Genomic DNA, 15,025 nt, shown 5'->3' with positions numbered 1-15,025 from the left:
AGCATGGGGAAGGGATGGAATCCTGTGAAAGATTAAATCATAAGCTGACAATGGAACATTTCGCCAATGCCTTGCGCTTCAGAGAGAAGCAAAAGAAGGAGATGGGAAGGTGTCAGTGGAACCACGCTGCTAGAAAGGTAAGTGGGTATGCAGATAGGGAGTTACTTATTTGCATATGATTTTGGTTACAAAATCATTTTCTTGTCGCAAGATATGCCATTGGGCATACTTTATATTGAAAGGGTGTGACTATGCTTGCGATATTAAATAGTGATACACGCATGAATATGGTATATCAGTATCTAAAAAATAAGATGGAGTGTATCCTGCTTGATGATTTTACTGTTTTAAAAATGAAGTTTGATGCGATTCTACTGCCGATGTCCGGATGGAAGGATGACGGAGCCATGGTGGTTCGTGGTATTGATATGAAATGTCCAATAGAATTTTTTGATATGATCAAAGAGGACGGAGTCATCATATGTGGAAATATGACGCCTAAGATCAAAGAATTACCTTATAGAAAAATTGATTTAAATTCTTATGAGGCCTTTATTCAGGCCAATTCCAAACTTACTGCGGAAGGTGTTTTGTTTCTGCTTTTAGATAACACAAATCAGGGTCTTCTGGATCTTGATGTGGATCTGATCGGCTATGGGCATAGCGGTAAGGCAATCTATGAGCTGTTGAAAAGGATAGGCGTAAAAATACGGGTGGTTCGCCGAGTCGTATTGGAGGAAAGCAGTGATTTTGTAAGTGTTGATGAGTATCTCGGACTCAAACCTTCTTCGATCATCATCAATACTTCGATTACGAATATCATTGATGATCTGATGATACACAAGATGGATGAAAATCTGATCGTCAATCTGGTAAGAAGTGCCTCCTTTAATGAAGCGCTGCTTCGCCAGCGACATTGCAGAATCGTTCATGCCGGACCGCTTCCCGCTATTTTTTCACCGCAAAGTGCTGCCCATGTCATGCAGGAAACGCTTATGGATATCTTATATGAAAAATAAGCTGTTGGTTGGGATCAGCGGATCCTTCTGCAATCATGAACGCGTTCTATGCGAACTAAAAAAGCTTTATGATGAATATGAGCTCAGCTTTGTCTTTACTAAAAACGTTGCGATGCTTGATACACGTTTTTCCAGTGCTGCTGATTTAATGAAAAAATGTCAGGCATTGACCTCACATCCGATCATTACGAATATAGTGGAAGCAGAAAAGATCGGACCGCTCAATGATTTTGATCTGATGGCAATCGTACCATGCAGTGCCAATACGCTTTCCAGAATCGTCCATGGTGCTTATGATTGTCCGGTAGCATTATGTGCAAAAGCAATGGTACGCAATCAGAAAAACGTGTTAATAGGGATCGCAAGCAATGATATCTTAGGCATTAGTGGTGTGAATGTCATGAAAGTGATCAATATGAAGCATTTCTACATCCTGCCGTTTTATCAGGATGCTTGTGAGCTGAAACCGAATAGCTGTACAAGTGATTTTACACAACTGAAAGCTGCTTTGGATTTAGCTTATAAATCTAGGCAGATACAGCCAATATTAATGGAGAAAAAACAATGAAAAAATTATATACGGCCCTTATTACACCCTTTACGATCACAAACGACATTGATTATCCGGCCCTTGATAAGATCATCTTACGTCTTTTAGATGAAAAGGTAGAAGGATTTGTGGTATGTGGTACAACGGGTGAAAGCTCGACATGCAGTGAAAATGAAAAGCTTGCCTTGCTGGAACATGTGATTGAGCTTTGTGATCACCGTGCCGAGATCTATTTTGGGATCGGCAGCAGCAATACCTGTGATTCCATGCGCCTGTTGAAATTAAGTGAAGCGTTGGATTTTGAAGGCTATCTGATCGTGACCCCTTATTACAATCAGCCTACACAGTTTGGGTTATATGAACACTTTTCAACGCTTGCGACTGAAACTAAAAAGAAGATCATGCTTTATAATGTGCCTGCAAGATGTGGCGTATCATTGAGTGCGGCAACTGTTATCAAACTGGCAAATGATTTTGAAAATATCGTTGCGTTGAAGCAGGCTTCAAGAGATCTGGAAATGGTCAAGGAAATATTAAATGCCACCCAAGATTTTATTGTGCTCAGCGGCAATGATGATTATCTTTTAGAAGGAATCACAAGCGGAATGAGCGGAGTCGTCAGCGTCATTGCTCATTTTGCGGCTTTACAGATGCACGCTTTCTTTGAAGGCCTTGAAGAGGGAAGAGATGTCAGTGAGCTGGATATCTTTTTTAAGAAGCTTGCACATCTATGTTTTTTAGAATCTAATCCGATCGTAATCAAATACTTGCTGAGTCAAAAGAATGAATGTGAGAATGTATTACGTCTGCCAATGACAGCGATTGGTTATGAAGCCAGAGTGGTTCTTGATCAAAATTACGACAAATTATTTATGGAATCTTAGATATCATTCTTTTATGAAAGTAAAATGTATCGATGAACAGCATGAGAATGATCTGACGATGGTCATCAACGAATTTATCAAGGATAAGAAGGTCATTGATATTAAGTTTTCTAATGCCTGTTTCAAAAACAATGATGAACAGATCTATTGTTTCAGCGCATTGATCCTCTATGAGGAATAAAACTCTTTTTATCCGGCATACTAAGTCGTGGAGGAAAAAACGATGGAAAATAAAACTAAGATCAATTGCTCGGTCATGTCATGTATCTTTAATAACCAGAAAATTTGTGATGCTCATGAAATCAGTGTCGGATGTGATCGCTGTGCAAGTCCTAACTGTACCCATGAAACTGAATGTGTTTCATTCCGTATGCGTACAGAGTAATTGCTGTTAATTCTTGAAAGGATCTCCTGAAAAATGCAGGAGATCTTTTTATAGTACCATTTAGCTGTTAATTGTGATACAATGTTGACGAGGTGTTGTCATGAAAAAAACAGGAATACTGCTGTGTTTAACACTTTTGCTGGGAGGCTGCTTTCAATCGAATGGCAGCAATGAACAGGAGCAGAATGAAAGATATGAAAACTTTATGGAGCTGCTGATTGACAATTCGAAGCAGATTACCACGAATATACCGTTTGACTGGGATTTTCAGATGGAAAAAAGCGAGGATGGCTACATATATGAGGTCAGAATCTTTAATCCAAGAGTTGCAATGAGCAATGTTCAGATGATCGGGGCAAATATTGCGGAGATCAATGAAAAACAGGTTGCACCAAGTATCGGTATCTTTGAAGATACGGTATATAACATGATCCCGAATCAAGTCAATGTCGACAGAGGGTATTATGAAGGAATAGGTATCAGCGGTACGAGCAGCGAGAAGGCGTTCGTGCTGAATTGTCTTGTTGTTTATCGAGATAGGAATCAGACAGACAATTATATATATTTTATCATTAATGCGAATTATGATGATTTTGTAGGTGAAGAGGTAGTGGATGGCAATGAATGAAAATCGTAAGCAATCGATCATATTTGGAGGACTGATTTCCAGTGCCGGGGTATTGCTTTCCAAGGTGTTGGGATTGGTCTATGTCATACCGTTTAATATGATTGCCGGAGATCAGAATATTCGATTTTATGGTTATGCTTATAACATCTATTCTTATCTTTTGAATATATCGGTAGCCGGTATTCCGTTTGCCATTGCGACGATGGTAGCTAAATATTATAACGTAAAAGACTATAAGACAGCTTTGCTGATCAAAAAACTTTCTTTGGGACTGATGATGGCTTTGGGTTTTGCCGGAATGTGCTTTGTCCTGCTGACCAGCACCCAGCTTGCGGAATTGATACTTGCCAAAGGAAGCAGTGCGGAAGATATTGAAATTACGAAGAACGTATTGATCATCATTTCTTTTGCTTTGTTTTTTGTACCGGTGCTGAGCGGTTATCGCGGCTTTTATCAAGGCTTGAAGAGGATGGAGCTTTATGCTTTTTCACAGGTTTTTGAACAGCTGGTCAGAGTATTTTTCCTGTTAGGTGCAGGGGCCATCGCTGTCTATATTTTTGATAAAGATCAGATATGGGCCGTATATTTTGCGGTCTTCTCGGCAACTGTTTCAGCGATTTGTGCTTTACTGCATATTTATAAGTATGATAAGCAGGAAACAAAGGAAATGAGGGAATTGGCGGCAACCCAAGAGAGAATTGCCAACAATAATCCTAAGCTGTTGCTAAGAGAGCTGATCATCATCGCGATCCCTTACTTTGTTTCTTCGATCGTTGCCTATTCTTCGGATATGATCGATCTGATGTTCTTCTCAAGAGCCCTGGAATCCACCGGAATGAATGCTGATTTAAGTAATTATATTTATGGTACGGTCATAGCGATGCATACGAAAAAGATCATTGCGATACCGCAGATCCTCGCTGTCGGTTTCAGTGCCTCGCTGATTCCTTATATTACTACTGCTTTGGAAAGCAAAAATTTCAAGCAGGTCTGCAAGCATGTGAAGGATACGTTAGAGTCAGTGCTTTATATCGTTTTGCCGTTGTCCTTCTGTTTGTTTTTCTTTTCAAAAGAAGTCATGTATCTGTTATTCGGTAATCCTACACTTTCCATGAGTGATGGTCTGGGTCAGGTCGTGGCAACGATCCAGCAGCTTGATTACGAGGATTATCTGATGCGCTATCGTGTGATAGATGCGATCTTCGGAACGATCGCACCATTATTTACATCACTGTTGATTGCCTGCCGATTGCGTAAGGAACCTTTGATTTCTTTAGCTGTTGGAGCTGTCGTGAAGTTTATTTCATTATTTTTCTGTGTCCAGATCTTTGGAATGACCGGGGCAACGATGTCCAATCTGCTTTCTTATATCACGATCATCGTGATGGATGTTTATTATCTCAATCGTCAATATAAGATCAATTGGAATTATACGTTAAGAAAGATCTTGGTGATGTGCTTCTGTCTTTTGCTGACAAGTCTTGTATATATGGGGCTTCATGCGATCTTTGGAGATATTACCCGCTTTGGCAGAATTGAGATGATACCGCTGTTTGTATTGGAAGGAGTGATCGTCCTGATCGTCTATGTAGCTTTGACGGCTGTCTTCCAGCTTCCGCAGCAGCTTTTCCATATCAATTTTAAGATGATCATCAGAAAGCTGAAAAGAAGATGAGATTGGATAAATATCTTGCCCATGCAAATCTGGGAACGCGCAAGGAAGTTAAAGCGCTGATACGACAGTCAAGGATCAAGGTCAATGGCTGTGTCGTAAAAAAAGAGGATCTGAAGATCAATGAAGCAGAAGATATCATTTTATTTAATGATCAAAGGATCATTTATCAAAAATATGTTTATTATATGTTGAATAAGCCGCAGGGAGTCGTCAGTGCGACAACAGACCGTAAGGATAAAACAGTTTTAGATTGTTTTGATATTCCTTTAAGAGATGATGTATTTCCGATTGGCAGACTGGATAAGGATACGGAAGGGCTGCTTTTGATCAGCAATGATGGAGCACTGGCCCATCGTCTGCTTTCTTTAAGATATCATGTTGACAAAAAGTATTACGTGCAGTGTGCAAATGAGGTGACAGAAGAGATGCTTTCAAAGCTTGAACAGGTCATCGAGCTCAAAGATGAAATCTATCAGCCGGGCAGGGCCGAGCGGATCAGTTCAAAGGAGATCTATCTGACAATTCAGGAAGGAAAGTATCATCAGGTCAAGCGTATGCTTCATCATGTCGGAAATGAGGTCGTTTATTTAAAAAGAGTGGCGTTTGGTCCGCTGAAGCTGGATGCTCGCCTAAAGGCAGGAGAATGGCGCAGCTTAAGTGAGGATGAAATTAAAGAATTGGGAGGACAATTATGAAACAATATCTGGATTTATGCAGACATGTCATGGAAAATGGTGAGATGAGAATGGATCGTACCCATACGGGTACGAAATCCTGCTTTGGATATCAGATGCGGATGGATCTTCGGGAAGGATTTCCTTTACTGACGACCAAAAAGGTATTTTTCAAGGGAATTGCATTAGAGCTTTTATGGTTTATCAGCGGTTCTACGAATATCCAGCCTCTCGTTAAGGATCATGTACGTATCTGGAATGAATGGCCTTATGAAAAATATAAGCAATCTGATGCTTATCAGAATGAGAGCATGGAAGAATTTATCGAAAAGATCAAAAATGATGATGATTTTGCGAAGAAGTATGGTGATCTGGGTCCGGTTTACGGACATCAGTGGCGTGATTTCTTTGGGGTGGACCAGCTGGAAAATCTGATCCATGATTTGAAAAATGATCCTTTTTCCAGAAGACATATCATCAGTGCATGGAATCCTGCCCAGATCAAAGATATGGCTCTTCCTCCTTGCCATGCCTTTATGCAATTCTATGTTTCCTCAGATAAAAAATATTTATCCTGTCAGCTCTATCAGCGAAGTGCCGATGTATTTTTAGGAGTACCGTTTAATATTGCCTCTTATGCCCTTTTTACACATATGATAGCTCAGGTCTGTGGTTATGAAGCAAAGGAGTTCATTCATACCTTTGGAGATGTCCACATTTACAGCAATCATTTTGAACAGATCGAAACCCAGCTTTCAAGAGAACCAAGAAAGCTTCCGAAGCTGGTCATGAATCCGAATGTGACAAGCATCTATGATTTTACATATGATGATTTTAAAATCGTTGATTATGATCCATGGCCGGCAATCAAAGGAAAGGTCAGCGTATGATTTCCCTTATCGTTGCTTATGATGTCAATCATCTGATTGGCAAGGATGGCTGGATGCCATGGAACATCAAAGAGGATCTGAAGCATTTTCGTGATTATACGATGAACAAGGATCTGCTTGTGGGCCGTAAGACCTTTGAAGGCTTCAAGAAGCCCTTGCCGCATCGCTTTCATTACGTGCTGACAAGGGGAAACTATGAATATCATGATGATGCCGTAAAGGTCATTCATGATATAAAAGAAGTCATTGACAAATATAAAAATAATGACAAAGAATTAGTTGTCATCGGTGGGGCACAGGTTTATAAAGAAGCCTTGCCTTATGTAGATAAAATGGTGATCAGCGTCATCGATCAGGCATATGAAGGAGATACGTATTTTCCTGATTATGATGAGGATGATTTTGAAACGGTCAGCATTCAGAAATATGAACGATTCAGTGTCGTAACACTGCAAAGAAAGGAAGCATAATATGCGTTTTGTAGATATAATTGAGAAAAAAAGAGATGGACTTGCCTTAACACAAGAGGAGATTTCCTTCTGGATCAAAGGATATGTAGATGGAAGCATTCCGGATTATCAGGTCAGCGCTTTATGTATGGCCATCTATTTTCAGGGAATGAATGATGATGAGATCGCATGGCTTTGTGATGAGATGATGCATAGCGGTGAGATCATTGATCTGAGTGATATTGCCGGCATCAAAGCAGATAAGCATTCAACAGGTGGTGTAGGTGATAAGACATCCCTGTCATTGGCACCGATGGTCGCTGCCTGTGGCCTGAAGGTTGCAAAGATGAGCGGAAGAGGGCTTGGCCATACCGGCGGAACTTTAGATAAGGTTGAATCAATTGATGGCTTTCAGGTTGCTTTGGATGAAGAACAGTTTAAAAAACAGGTCAATGAAATCGGTTTGGCCATCATCGGTCAGACCAAACAGCTGGTACCTGCGGATAAGAAATTATATAGCTTACGTGATGTGACTGCAACCGTAGATTCCATTCCGCTGATTGCCTCAAGCATCATGTCCAAAAAGCTTGCCAGTGGATCTGATACGATCCTTTTAGATGTGAAATTCGGAGATGGAGCTTTTATGAAGACTCCTGAGGATGCGGAAAAGCTGGCACGTACCATGATAGCAATCGGCAAAAAATTAAATAAGGATACCCGTGCCATGATCTCCAGCATGGACCAGCCGTTAGGCAATGCGATCGGCAATGCCTTAGAGGTTGAAGAAGCCATTGCCACTTTAAAAAATGAAGGTCCTGAAGATTTTAAAGAATTATGCATGAATGCCGGTGCAATCATGCTGATGCAGGGAAAACTGGCTGAAAATGAACAGGAAGCAAGAGCCATGCTTCAGAAAAATATTGATAACGGTGCTGCTCTTGGCAAGCTTGTTGAAATGGTCAAGGCACAGGGCGGAAATCCTGAGCAGGTCCTCCATCCGGAGCTGCTTCCTAAGGCAAAGATGCAAATCGAACTGGCATCTAAAAAAGAGGGTTATGTGAAACGCTTGAAGGCATTGGAGCTGGGAACATTGGCAATGCAGATCGGTGCCGGAAGAGCGGTAAAGGAAGATACGATCAATCATGCTGTGGGAATCGTTCTTCATAAAAAAGATGGTGATCATGTTGAGATTGGTGATTCTTTAGCGACCATCCATACAGATCAGCCATTGAGCGATGAGTGGATCGATCATTTCTATGATTGCTTTGAAATGAGCAATGAAAAGGTTGAAAAGGCACCATTGATCTATAAGGTTATTGAATAACATGAAAAAGCATTTTCTTTATGAGAATGCTTTTCTTTTTATCATATGCTATAATATTTACATATTGAGGTGATCTTATGGGTGGTATAAGCGTTCTTATTCTAATTAGCATCTTATCGGCAATTTTTTATTTTTTTGTCGCAATCTTTCTTATTCTCATGGCTTATCTGTTATTTACCTATGTATTTGAAAGCATTGCGTTGATGCAGATTTATAAAAATGCCCATGACAGCGGATATTGGCAGGCATGGATCCCCTTTTATAATAAATATCTTTTGGGAAAAGCAGCCCATTCAAACAGGCTTGGTGGGATACTGGCATTGAATAATTGTTTGATCATATTGCTAGGTTTCTATTTTTATCATTTTCAAAGCTTTCATGCAGTTTTGTTCGTAGTATTTCTTTTATTGCTGCTATGCGGCTTTATCTTAGATTGTTTTCTGTCACATAAAATATTTAAACAGGTAAGTGCACGATATGCAGATATCCTGACTCTTTTCAGTGTATTAAGCTTGGGGGTCTTGCGTGTCATCTTTCTTTTTCTGATAAGAAAGAGTTCTTCGATCGATGTCTAACTTTTCTCATTACCTCATAAAATAGGATGAGGTGGTTTATGAAAAAAGTAGTTCTCTTATTTTTATGCTTTTTTTGTTTTACACAAAATGTTCATGGTGAAGAAGAGCTGGCGGCTCATGCCCAAAGTGCTTATCTTATTGAGGCGACAACAGGAAAGGTGCTTTACGATAAGAATGGTGAAGAAAAGCTTTTTCCTGCCAGCATGACAAAGATGATGAGCTTGATCCTTGTTTATGAAGCCCTCAATAATGGTTCTTTAAAGTCAGAGGAGATCTTGAGCATATCAACAAATGCTGCCAGCATGGGAGGCAGCCAGGTTTTCTTGCAGCCTAATGAACAGATGAGCGTCAGGGATCTTTTAAAAGCAGTTTGTATTTCAAGTGCAAATGATGCGATGGTGGCACTTGCGGAAAGGATCAGTGGCAGCGTATCTGAATTTGTTGCCAGGATGAATGAAAAAGGCAGTGAATTGAATTTAGTCAATACACATTTTGAAAATACGACGGGATTGCATGATGAAAATCATTATTCATGTGCCAAGGATATGGCATTGATCGCCAAAAAGCTGATCGAAGTGGGAAAGGAGGAGCTTCTTTCCATTACTTCTACTTATGATGCCTATATTCGTGAGGATAGTGCCAATCCGTTCTGGCTGGTCAATACCAATAAGCTTGTCAAGCATGTAGAAGGTGTCGATGGCTTGAAAACCGGTTTTACCCAGGAAGCATTAAGCTGTATTACAGTTACGGCCAAAAAGGATGATTTACGTTTGATCGGTGTGGTGATGAAGGAACCGGATTCTAAAACGAGAAATGCGGAAGTGATGGAAATGATCAACGTTGGTTTTTCTAAGGTCATCTATCAGCCTATTTTCAAGAAGAATGAGGTATATCAGCGTCATACCTTTGAGGTCGGGCTGCCGCATGAGGTTGATCTGATTTATTTGAATGATGTAGGTGTTGTTTTGAATAAGGATGAAAAGGTAGATGTGACTTCACAGATATTTACACAGACACGCTTTGATCTGCCGTTAGATGCTCAAGAGAAGATCGGTGAAGTAAGGATCATCTATGATAATCAAAGTGAAAGTATCGTTGATATCGGTGTGGCACAGAGCGTTTCCAAGATGCAGTTTTTGGATTATTTTCAGATGTCTTTTTGGCGAGTTTTGACTTAGTTTGTCGCAAGTCACCACATTTGTTTCATAACGTGATAAAATGAATCCGAAAGGAATGAGTTATGCGCGTTGAAAAGAAAAAAGATGTGTTGACTTTTTATTTAAATGAAGATGTAGATGATTATCAGATTTCGCTGATCAAAGAAGAATGTATTCGTTTGATCGATTCAGTGCATCCGGCAAAGGTCATTCTGGACTTTACTGATGTCAGCTTTGTGGATAGTACAGGTATCGGTTTTGTGCTTGCACGCTACAAGCAGTGTGCATCGAATCAGTGTGAGTTAGTATTAAGAGGCTTGAATCAGCATCATCGGGTGATATTTGCCATGTCGGGACTTTTTCATCTGATCAAGGAAGAGGCTTGCTTATGAATAAAGTAACGTTAAAATTTAAAAGCCGTATGGAAAATGAATCATTTGCGAGGATCACGGCCTGTGCTTTTCTTTCTCCCCTCAATCCAACGATCGAGGAGATGATGGAGATCAAGACGATCGTTTCCGAAGCGGTGACCAATGCCATCCTTCATGGATATGATTCAAATCCCAATAAGCTTGTGAAGCTGGAAATCGGCTATGATGATAATGGCTGTGTGACAATGATCATCAGTGATTCGGGAAATGGCATTGAAGATATCAGGCAGGCGATGGAGCCTCTATATACAAGTAAGGCCGAGCTTGAAAGAAGCGGGATGGGGATGACGATCATGCAAACCTTCTCAGATAGCTTTGATGTGATTTCACGTCTGAAAGAGGGTACGAGCGTTGTCGTCCAGAAACAGCTACAAAAATCTAAGTAATCTTGAGCTGATACGCATCATTCAAGAAAATGATGAAGAAGCGAAGGAATACTTCGTATTAAAAAATCAGGGATTGGTTTATTCATGTATTCAGAGATTCTTATATAAAGGAAATCGTGAGGATCTTTTCCAGATCGGTATCGTTGGTCTGATGAAGGCACTCAATCACTTTGATCTTTCCAAGGATGTCCAGTTTTCTACCTATGCGATTCCGATCATCTTAGGAGAGATCAAGCGTTCTTTCCGTGACGATGGTTCGATCCGCATTTCGCGTTCGATCAAGGAGAATTATAGCCGTATGCTTGCGCAAAGGGAAAGGCTGATACATGAGCTGAACAGTGAGCCCACTTATGAGCAGATCGCCGCTGCCTGTGCATGCAGCATTGAAGAGGTCTATATTGCCTTTGATGCCCATCAGCATATTTCCAGCATTGATGAACAGATCACTGAAAGTGATGGAAAGACGATTACCCTTAATGATCAGCTTGCGGATGTGGTAAAAGATGAGGTCCTTATATTAGGCTTAAATCATGAAATCAGCTTTCTTAGCAAAAAAGAAAAGCTCATCCTTTATTTCCGTTACACCTTGGGATTCCGCCAGAGTGAGGTGGCCAAACGTCTTAACTGCACACAGGTACAGATTTCCAGAGCTGAGAAAGGTATTCTGCAAAAACTGAAAGATAAAATGATTTAATCAAATCCTCCTGTTCATACTAATGAAAAGGAGGATTTTTTTATGAATCAAAAAGAATTGCATGAAATCAGTTCACGCCATCAGGTGAATGACCACAAGGCAAGAAAAGCATTGATAGCCTTTATCAGTGCAGGGATGCTGGCAGTATCCGGTCAGCTTTTGAACGACTGGCTGATGATATATTTTTCTAAAGAAAATGCCGGTATCTTAACGATCTTATTCTTTATATTCATCGCCGCGATACTTACCGGCATGGGAATTTATGACAAGCTTGCGAAATATGCCGGAGCAGGACTTTTCATTCCTATTACAGGATTTTCAAACGCACTCTCCAGCTCAGCGCTGGAATGTAAACGGGAAGGATTGATTTATGGTATCGGAAGCAATATGTTCAAGCTGGCAGGCTCGGTCATTACTTATGGAATTGTCAGTGCGATCATCTTTTCTTTGATCACCTATTGGGTAAGAATGTTATGACGACGCTGCAATTTAAGAATGTCTATGTGAAAAGTGAAAATGTCATTGTCGGAAAATTAGAAAAAGAAGGACCCTTAGGTTCTTATTTTGATGATTATACCTGCGATCCCTATTTGAATCAGCCTTCCTTTGAACAAGCAGAAATAGAAATGAATCGTCTATGTGTAGATAAATGTCTGAAAAAAGGAAAGGCTGAAACGGTGGATCTGATCTATGCCGGAGATTTGATCAACCAGCTTTGCACCCATTATTTAGCAAGTGAATTGAAAGCTCCTTTTGTAGGACTCTATGGTGCCTGTTCCAATTCGGCATTGACGATTGGTCATGCGGCGATGGCAGTAGAACATCTGCATATGAAGCATGTCCTCGCTTTTACAAGCTCTCATACACAGGCTGCGGAACGTCAGTTTCGATACCCGAATGAATACGGTGTACAGAAAAAAGAATGTTCGACATCGACGGTTACTGCCAGCGGTGCAGTTTTGTTAAGTAATGAATTTTCTGACCTTAAGGTTACCTCTTTTACGATCGGCAGTGTCGTCGACTGGCAGTTTAGCGATGTCAATGATATGGGAAAGGCCATGGCACCGGCAGCTTATCAGACGATCATGACTCATTTTGAAGATCTGGGGCGCACCTTTGATGATTATGATCTGATCGTTAGCGGGGATCTGGGAAAGATTGGTTATGCAATGCTGTCCGAAATGATCGAAAAAGCCCGGTTCCAGTTAGAAAATAAGCTGAATGACTGTGGCATCATGATCTATGATATCAATCATCAGGATGTCTTTTGCGGCGGCAGCGGATGCGGATGTTCCATGGCCGTTTTACTAGGAAAGCTATTCAAAGATCTAAGAAGCAAGAAGATGAAGAGAATCTTATTGGTAGCGACCGGTTCTTTGCATAATGTTTTTTTGACTCAGCAAAAGCTTTCAATCCCAAGCGTTGCCCATGCCATCTGCATTGAAAGGAGCTAGTATGACTTATTTATACGGATTTTTATTTTGCGGTGGATGTGCCTTGGCCGGTCAAATGATCTATGATAATACAAAGCTGACTCCCGGCCACATCACCTCCTTATTTGTAGTTATCGGTTCATTGCTGGAATGCTTAAACGTTTATGATTTTCTGATCCGCATCTGTGGTATCGGAGCCACATTGCCGATTCTCTCATTTGGTCATTCACTGACGCATGCTTCACTCAGTGCCGCTCAGAATGAAGGCTGGATCGGTATCCTAACAGGTTTATTTGATAAGACTGCCAGCGGAATCAGCTTTGCGATCTTTATGGCTTTCTGGGTAGCCATTTTCTTTAAAGCCCATGATTGAACGATTACGAAATCTTGAATCCTTTGATATCGTCAAGCATGAGGTCATCCTGAATCATCAAAGCGTCTTCATGATGTTTCTTTCCTCACTGACATCAACAAGTTCAATTACTTCTATCATCGAAGGCTTTCTATTTAGTGAAGATCAGGATCCGTTATGTTTTTTCAATGGTTCTTCTGAAAAGATTGACGACTATTCTAAAGCTGTTTTTTTATTGATGAGCGGACAATGTCTGGTATGTATTCAAGATGAAGTCTATGCTTTAGAAACACGTGCTTATCCAAATCGGGGAATCGAAAATCCGAATATTGAAAAAAGCATTCGCGGCAGTCATGATTCCTTCAGTGAAAATATCCTTTTTAATGTAGGGCTCATTCGCCGTCGTATCAGAAGCGAAAAGCTAAAGATCGAGCTGACACAGGAAGGCAGGATGACTCAAAATGATATTGCTGTCTGTTATATGGATGATAAGGCAGATCACCGGCTTCTTGGGGATATACAAAAACGAATGATGCTTAATCAAAACATTGAAATCAATAATGAACGTAATCTTGTTGAAGTGCTATATGGCAAAACGCTAAATCCTTATCCCCATGTACGTTATTCCGAACGTCCCGATATCTGTGCGATACATCTGCTTCAAGGACATATCATCATTTTGGTAGACAACATGCCAAGTGCCATGATCCTGCCGACTACTTTCTTTGAACAGCTTTCACAGATCGAGGAATATACCCAAACGCCGATCGTTTCATTTTTTACACGGTTGATCCGTTATTTAGGTGTCTTTATGAGCATCTATCTTTTGCCTTTCATCATCGTATGCATGCTAAGTCCCCATTCCTTCTTACAGCTTCCGGCAGAAAGCCGTAATATCGGATTTATCGCCTTTCAGGTCTTGATCTGTGAGCTTTTGATCGAATGGATCCGTCAGTCCTTTCTGTATGCACCTAATTTGATCAACAGTATGATGGGCTTTCTGGTTGTCTTTGTCCTAGGTGATTTTGGAATTGAAATGGGAGCTTATACGAAAGAGATCCTATTGCTTGTCGCATTAAGCAATCTGGGTAATTTTTTAACTCCATCCTATGAAGTGGCACTGGCGAATAAGATCATGCGTATCATGCTGACGATGCTGTCATTGGCCTTTCAAATAACCGGCTTTTGTATCGGCCTGCTCATTCATTTTTTATTGCTTCTGACAACACGTACGTTTAAGCTTCCATATCTTTATCCTTTATTTCCTTTTGATATCAAAGAATTGAAGCGTATGATCGTAGATACCAATATCTATACAAAATAGATTAAAAAAAGAAAAAAAGCTTAGGCAGCATGAGCAATTGTGCTGTCATTTATTTATATCTGAGCATCATATGACCATTGATGGATGGACAGGCATTTATAAATTATTTCACAATGTTTTGGCTTGAAAACGGTTTCACCTTATCGGATTTAGTGCTATAATAGTTATAATTGTTTCATAAAGACGTTGATTTGG

Annotated in this window: 20 protein-coding genes; all 20 read left to right on the top strand. The window is 40.4% G+C overall.

Translation table 11 applies throughout. The features are described from left to right. Window positions 1–251: 251 nt before the first annotated feature. Window positions 252–1,019: a hypothetical protein gene (locus Q0K35_RS03590; protein ID WP_294561308.1), complete on the top strand. Its 768-nt coding sequence runs from the start codon at window positions 252–254 to the stop codon at window positions 1,017–1,019. Beyond that, window positions 1,009–1,587 carry a dipicolinate synthase subunit B gene (locus Q0K35_RS03585; RefSeq protein ID WP_294561307.1) on the top strand — a complete coding sequence of 193 codons (579 nt, stop codon included), beginning with the start codon at window positions 1,009–1,011 and terminating at the stop codon, window positions 1,585–1,587. Before Q0K35_RS03590 ends, Q0K35_RS03585 begins: the two co-directional genes overlap by 11 nt. Continuing rightward, window positions 1,584–2,453, top strand: a complete 870-nt coding sequence (dapA, locus tag Q0K35_RS03580) for a 4-hydroxy-tetrahydrodipicolinate synthase (RefSeq protein WP_294561306.1) — start codon at window positions 1,584–1,586, stop codon at window positions 2,451–2,453. Before Q0K35_RS03585 ends, dapA begins: the two co-directional genes overlap by 4 nt. 13 nt (window positions 2,454–2,466) lie before the next feature. After that, entirely contained in the window at window positions 2,467–2,634 is a 168-nt protein-coding gene (locus tag Q0K35_RS03575; RefSeq protein WP_294561305.1) for a sporulation protein Cse60, read from the top strand. 42 nt (window positions 2,635–2,676) lie between these two features. Beyond that, a complete protein-coding gene (locus Q0K35_RS03570; RefSeq protein WP_294561304.1) occupies window positions 2,677–2,838 on the top strand; it encodes a DUF1540 domain-containing protein in 162 nt (53 codons plus the stop codon). Between the two features lie 100 nt (window positions 2,839–2,938). After that, window positions 2,939–3,466 carry a hypothetical protein gene (locus Q0K35_RS03565; protein WP_294561303.1) on the top strand — a complete coding sequence of 176 codons (528 nt, stop codon included), beginning with the start codon at window positions 2,939–2,941 and terminating at the stop codon, window positions 3,464–3,466. Then, window positions 3,453–5,141: an oligosaccharide flippase family protein gene (locus tag Q0K35_RS03560; RefSeq protein WP_294561302.1), complete on the top strand. Its 1,689-nt coding sequence runs from the start codon at window positions 3,453–3,455 to the stop codon at window positions 5,139–5,141. Before Q0K35_RS03565 ends, Q0K35_RS03560 begins: the two co-directional genes overlap by 14 nt. Then, window positions 5,138–5,836 (top strand): pseudouridine synthase, encoded by a 699-nt coding sequence (locus tag Q0K35_RS03555; RefSeq protein ID WP_294561301.1) that lies wholly within the window; start codon window positions 5,138–5,140, stop codon window positions 5,834–5,836. The genes Q0K35_RS03560 and Q0K35_RS03555 overlap by 4 nt, the downstream gene beginning before the upstream one ends. Beyond that, the gene (locus Q0K35_RS03550; protein WP_294561300.1) at window positions 5,833–6,705 is read left to right on the top strand and encodes a thymidylate synthase; all 873 of its coding nucleotides are present in this window, start codon (window positions 5,833–5,835) and stop codon (window positions 6,703–6,705) included. Before Q0K35_RS03555 ends, Q0K35_RS03550 begins: the two co-directional genes overlap by 4 nt. After that, window positions 6,702–7,175, top strand: coding sequence for a dihydrofolate reductase (locus Q0K35_RS03545; RefSeq protein WP_294561299.1), 474 nt, complete (start codon window positions 6,702–6,704; stop codon window positions 7,173–7,175). The genes Q0K35_RS03550 and Q0K35_RS03545 overlap by 4 nt, the downstream gene beginning before the upstream one ends. Before the next feature lies 1 nt (window position 7,176). Next, entirely contained in the window at window positions 7,177–8,478 is a 1,302-nt protein-coding gene (locus tag Q0K35_RS03540; RefSeq protein ID WP_294561298.1) for a pyrimidine-nucleoside phosphorylase, read from the top strand. Between the two features lie 77 nt (window positions 8,479–8,555). Continuing rightward, window positions 8,556–9,053 (top strand): hypothetical protein, encoded by a 498-nt coding sequence (locus Q0K35_RS03535; RefSeq protein ID WP_294561297.1) that lies wholly within the window; start codon window positions 8,556–8,558, stop codon window positions 9,051–9,053. Between the two features lie 38 nt (window positions 9,054–9,091). Further along, window positions 9,092–10,231: a D-alanyl-D-alanine carboxypeptidase family protein gene (locus Q0K35_RS03530; protein ID WP_294561296.1), complete on the top strand. Its 1,140-nt coding sequence runs from the start codon at window positions 9,092–9,094 to the stop codon at window positions 10,229–10,231. A 62-nt stretch (window positions 10,232–10,293) separates the two neighbouring features. Further along, window positions 10,294–10,602, top strand: a complete 309-nt coding sequence (locus tag Q0K35_RS03525; RefSeq protein ID WP_294561295.1) for an STAS domain-containing protein — start codon at window positions 10,294–10,296, stop codon at window positions 10,600–10,602. Further along, window positions 10,599–11,027, top strand: coding sequence for an anti-sigma F factor (gene spoIIAB / locus Q0K35_RS03520; RefSeq protein ID WP_294561294.1), 429 nt, complete (start codon window positions 10,599–10,601; stop codon window positions 11,025–11,027). The genes Q0K35_RS03525 and spoIIAB overlap by 4 nt, the downstream gene beginning before the upstream one ends. After that, the gene (locus Q0K35_RS03515; RefSeq protein ID WP_294561293.1) at window positions 10,993–11,721 is read left to right on the top strand and encodes a sigma-70 family RNA polymerase sigma factor; all 729 of its coding nucleotides are present in this window, start codon (window positions 10,993–10,995) and stop codon (window positions 11,719–11,721) included. Before spoIIAB ends, Q0K35_RS03515 begins: the two co-directional genes overlap by 35 nt. A gap of 42 nt (window positions 11,722–11,763) precedes the next feature. Further along, window positions 11,764–12,198 carry a SpoVA/SpoVAEb family sporulation membrane protein gene (locus Q0K35_RS03510; protein ID WP_294561292.1) on the top strand — a complete coding sequence of 145 codons (435 nt, stop codon included), beginning with the start codon at window positions 11,764–11,766 and terminating at the stop codon, window positions 12,196–12,198. Continuing rightward, on the top strand, window positions 12,195–13,175 hold the full coding sequence (locus Q0K35_RS03505) for a stage V sporulation protein AD (RefSeq protein ID WP_294561291.1): 981 nt from the start codon (window positions 12,195–12,197) through the stop codon (window positions 13,173–13,175). The genes Q0K35_RS03510 and Q0K35_RS03505 overlap by 4 nt, the downstream gene beginning before the upstream one ends. Window position 13,176: 1 nt before the next feature. Continuing rightward, window positions 13,177–13,527: a SpoVA/SpoVAEb family sporulation membrane protein gene (locus Q0K35_RS03500; protein WP_294561290.1), complete on the top strand. Its 351-nt coding sequence runs from the start codon at window positions 13,177–13,179 to the stop codon at window positions 13,525–13,527. Further along, the gene (locus tag Q0K35_RS03495) at window positions 13,520–14,830 is read left to right on the top strand and encodes a spore germination protein (protein WP_294561289.1); all 1,311 of its coding nucleotides are present in this window, start codon (window positions 13,520–13,522) and stop codon (window positions 14,828–14,830) included. The genes Q0K35_RS03500 and Q0K35_RS03495 overlap by 8 nt, the downstream gene beginning before the upstream one ends. The last annotated feature ends 195 nt before the right edge of the window (window positions 14,831–15,025 follow it).

This window comes from uncultured Traorella sp. (assembly GCF_944327115.1).
Taxonomy (GTDB): domain Bacteria; phylum Bacillota_I; class Bacilli_A; order Erysipelotrichales; family Erysipelotrichaceae; genus Traorella.
The sequence above is the reverse complement of the archived record's forward strand: the minus strand, read 5'-3'. Positions and strand labels throughout refer to the sequence as shown.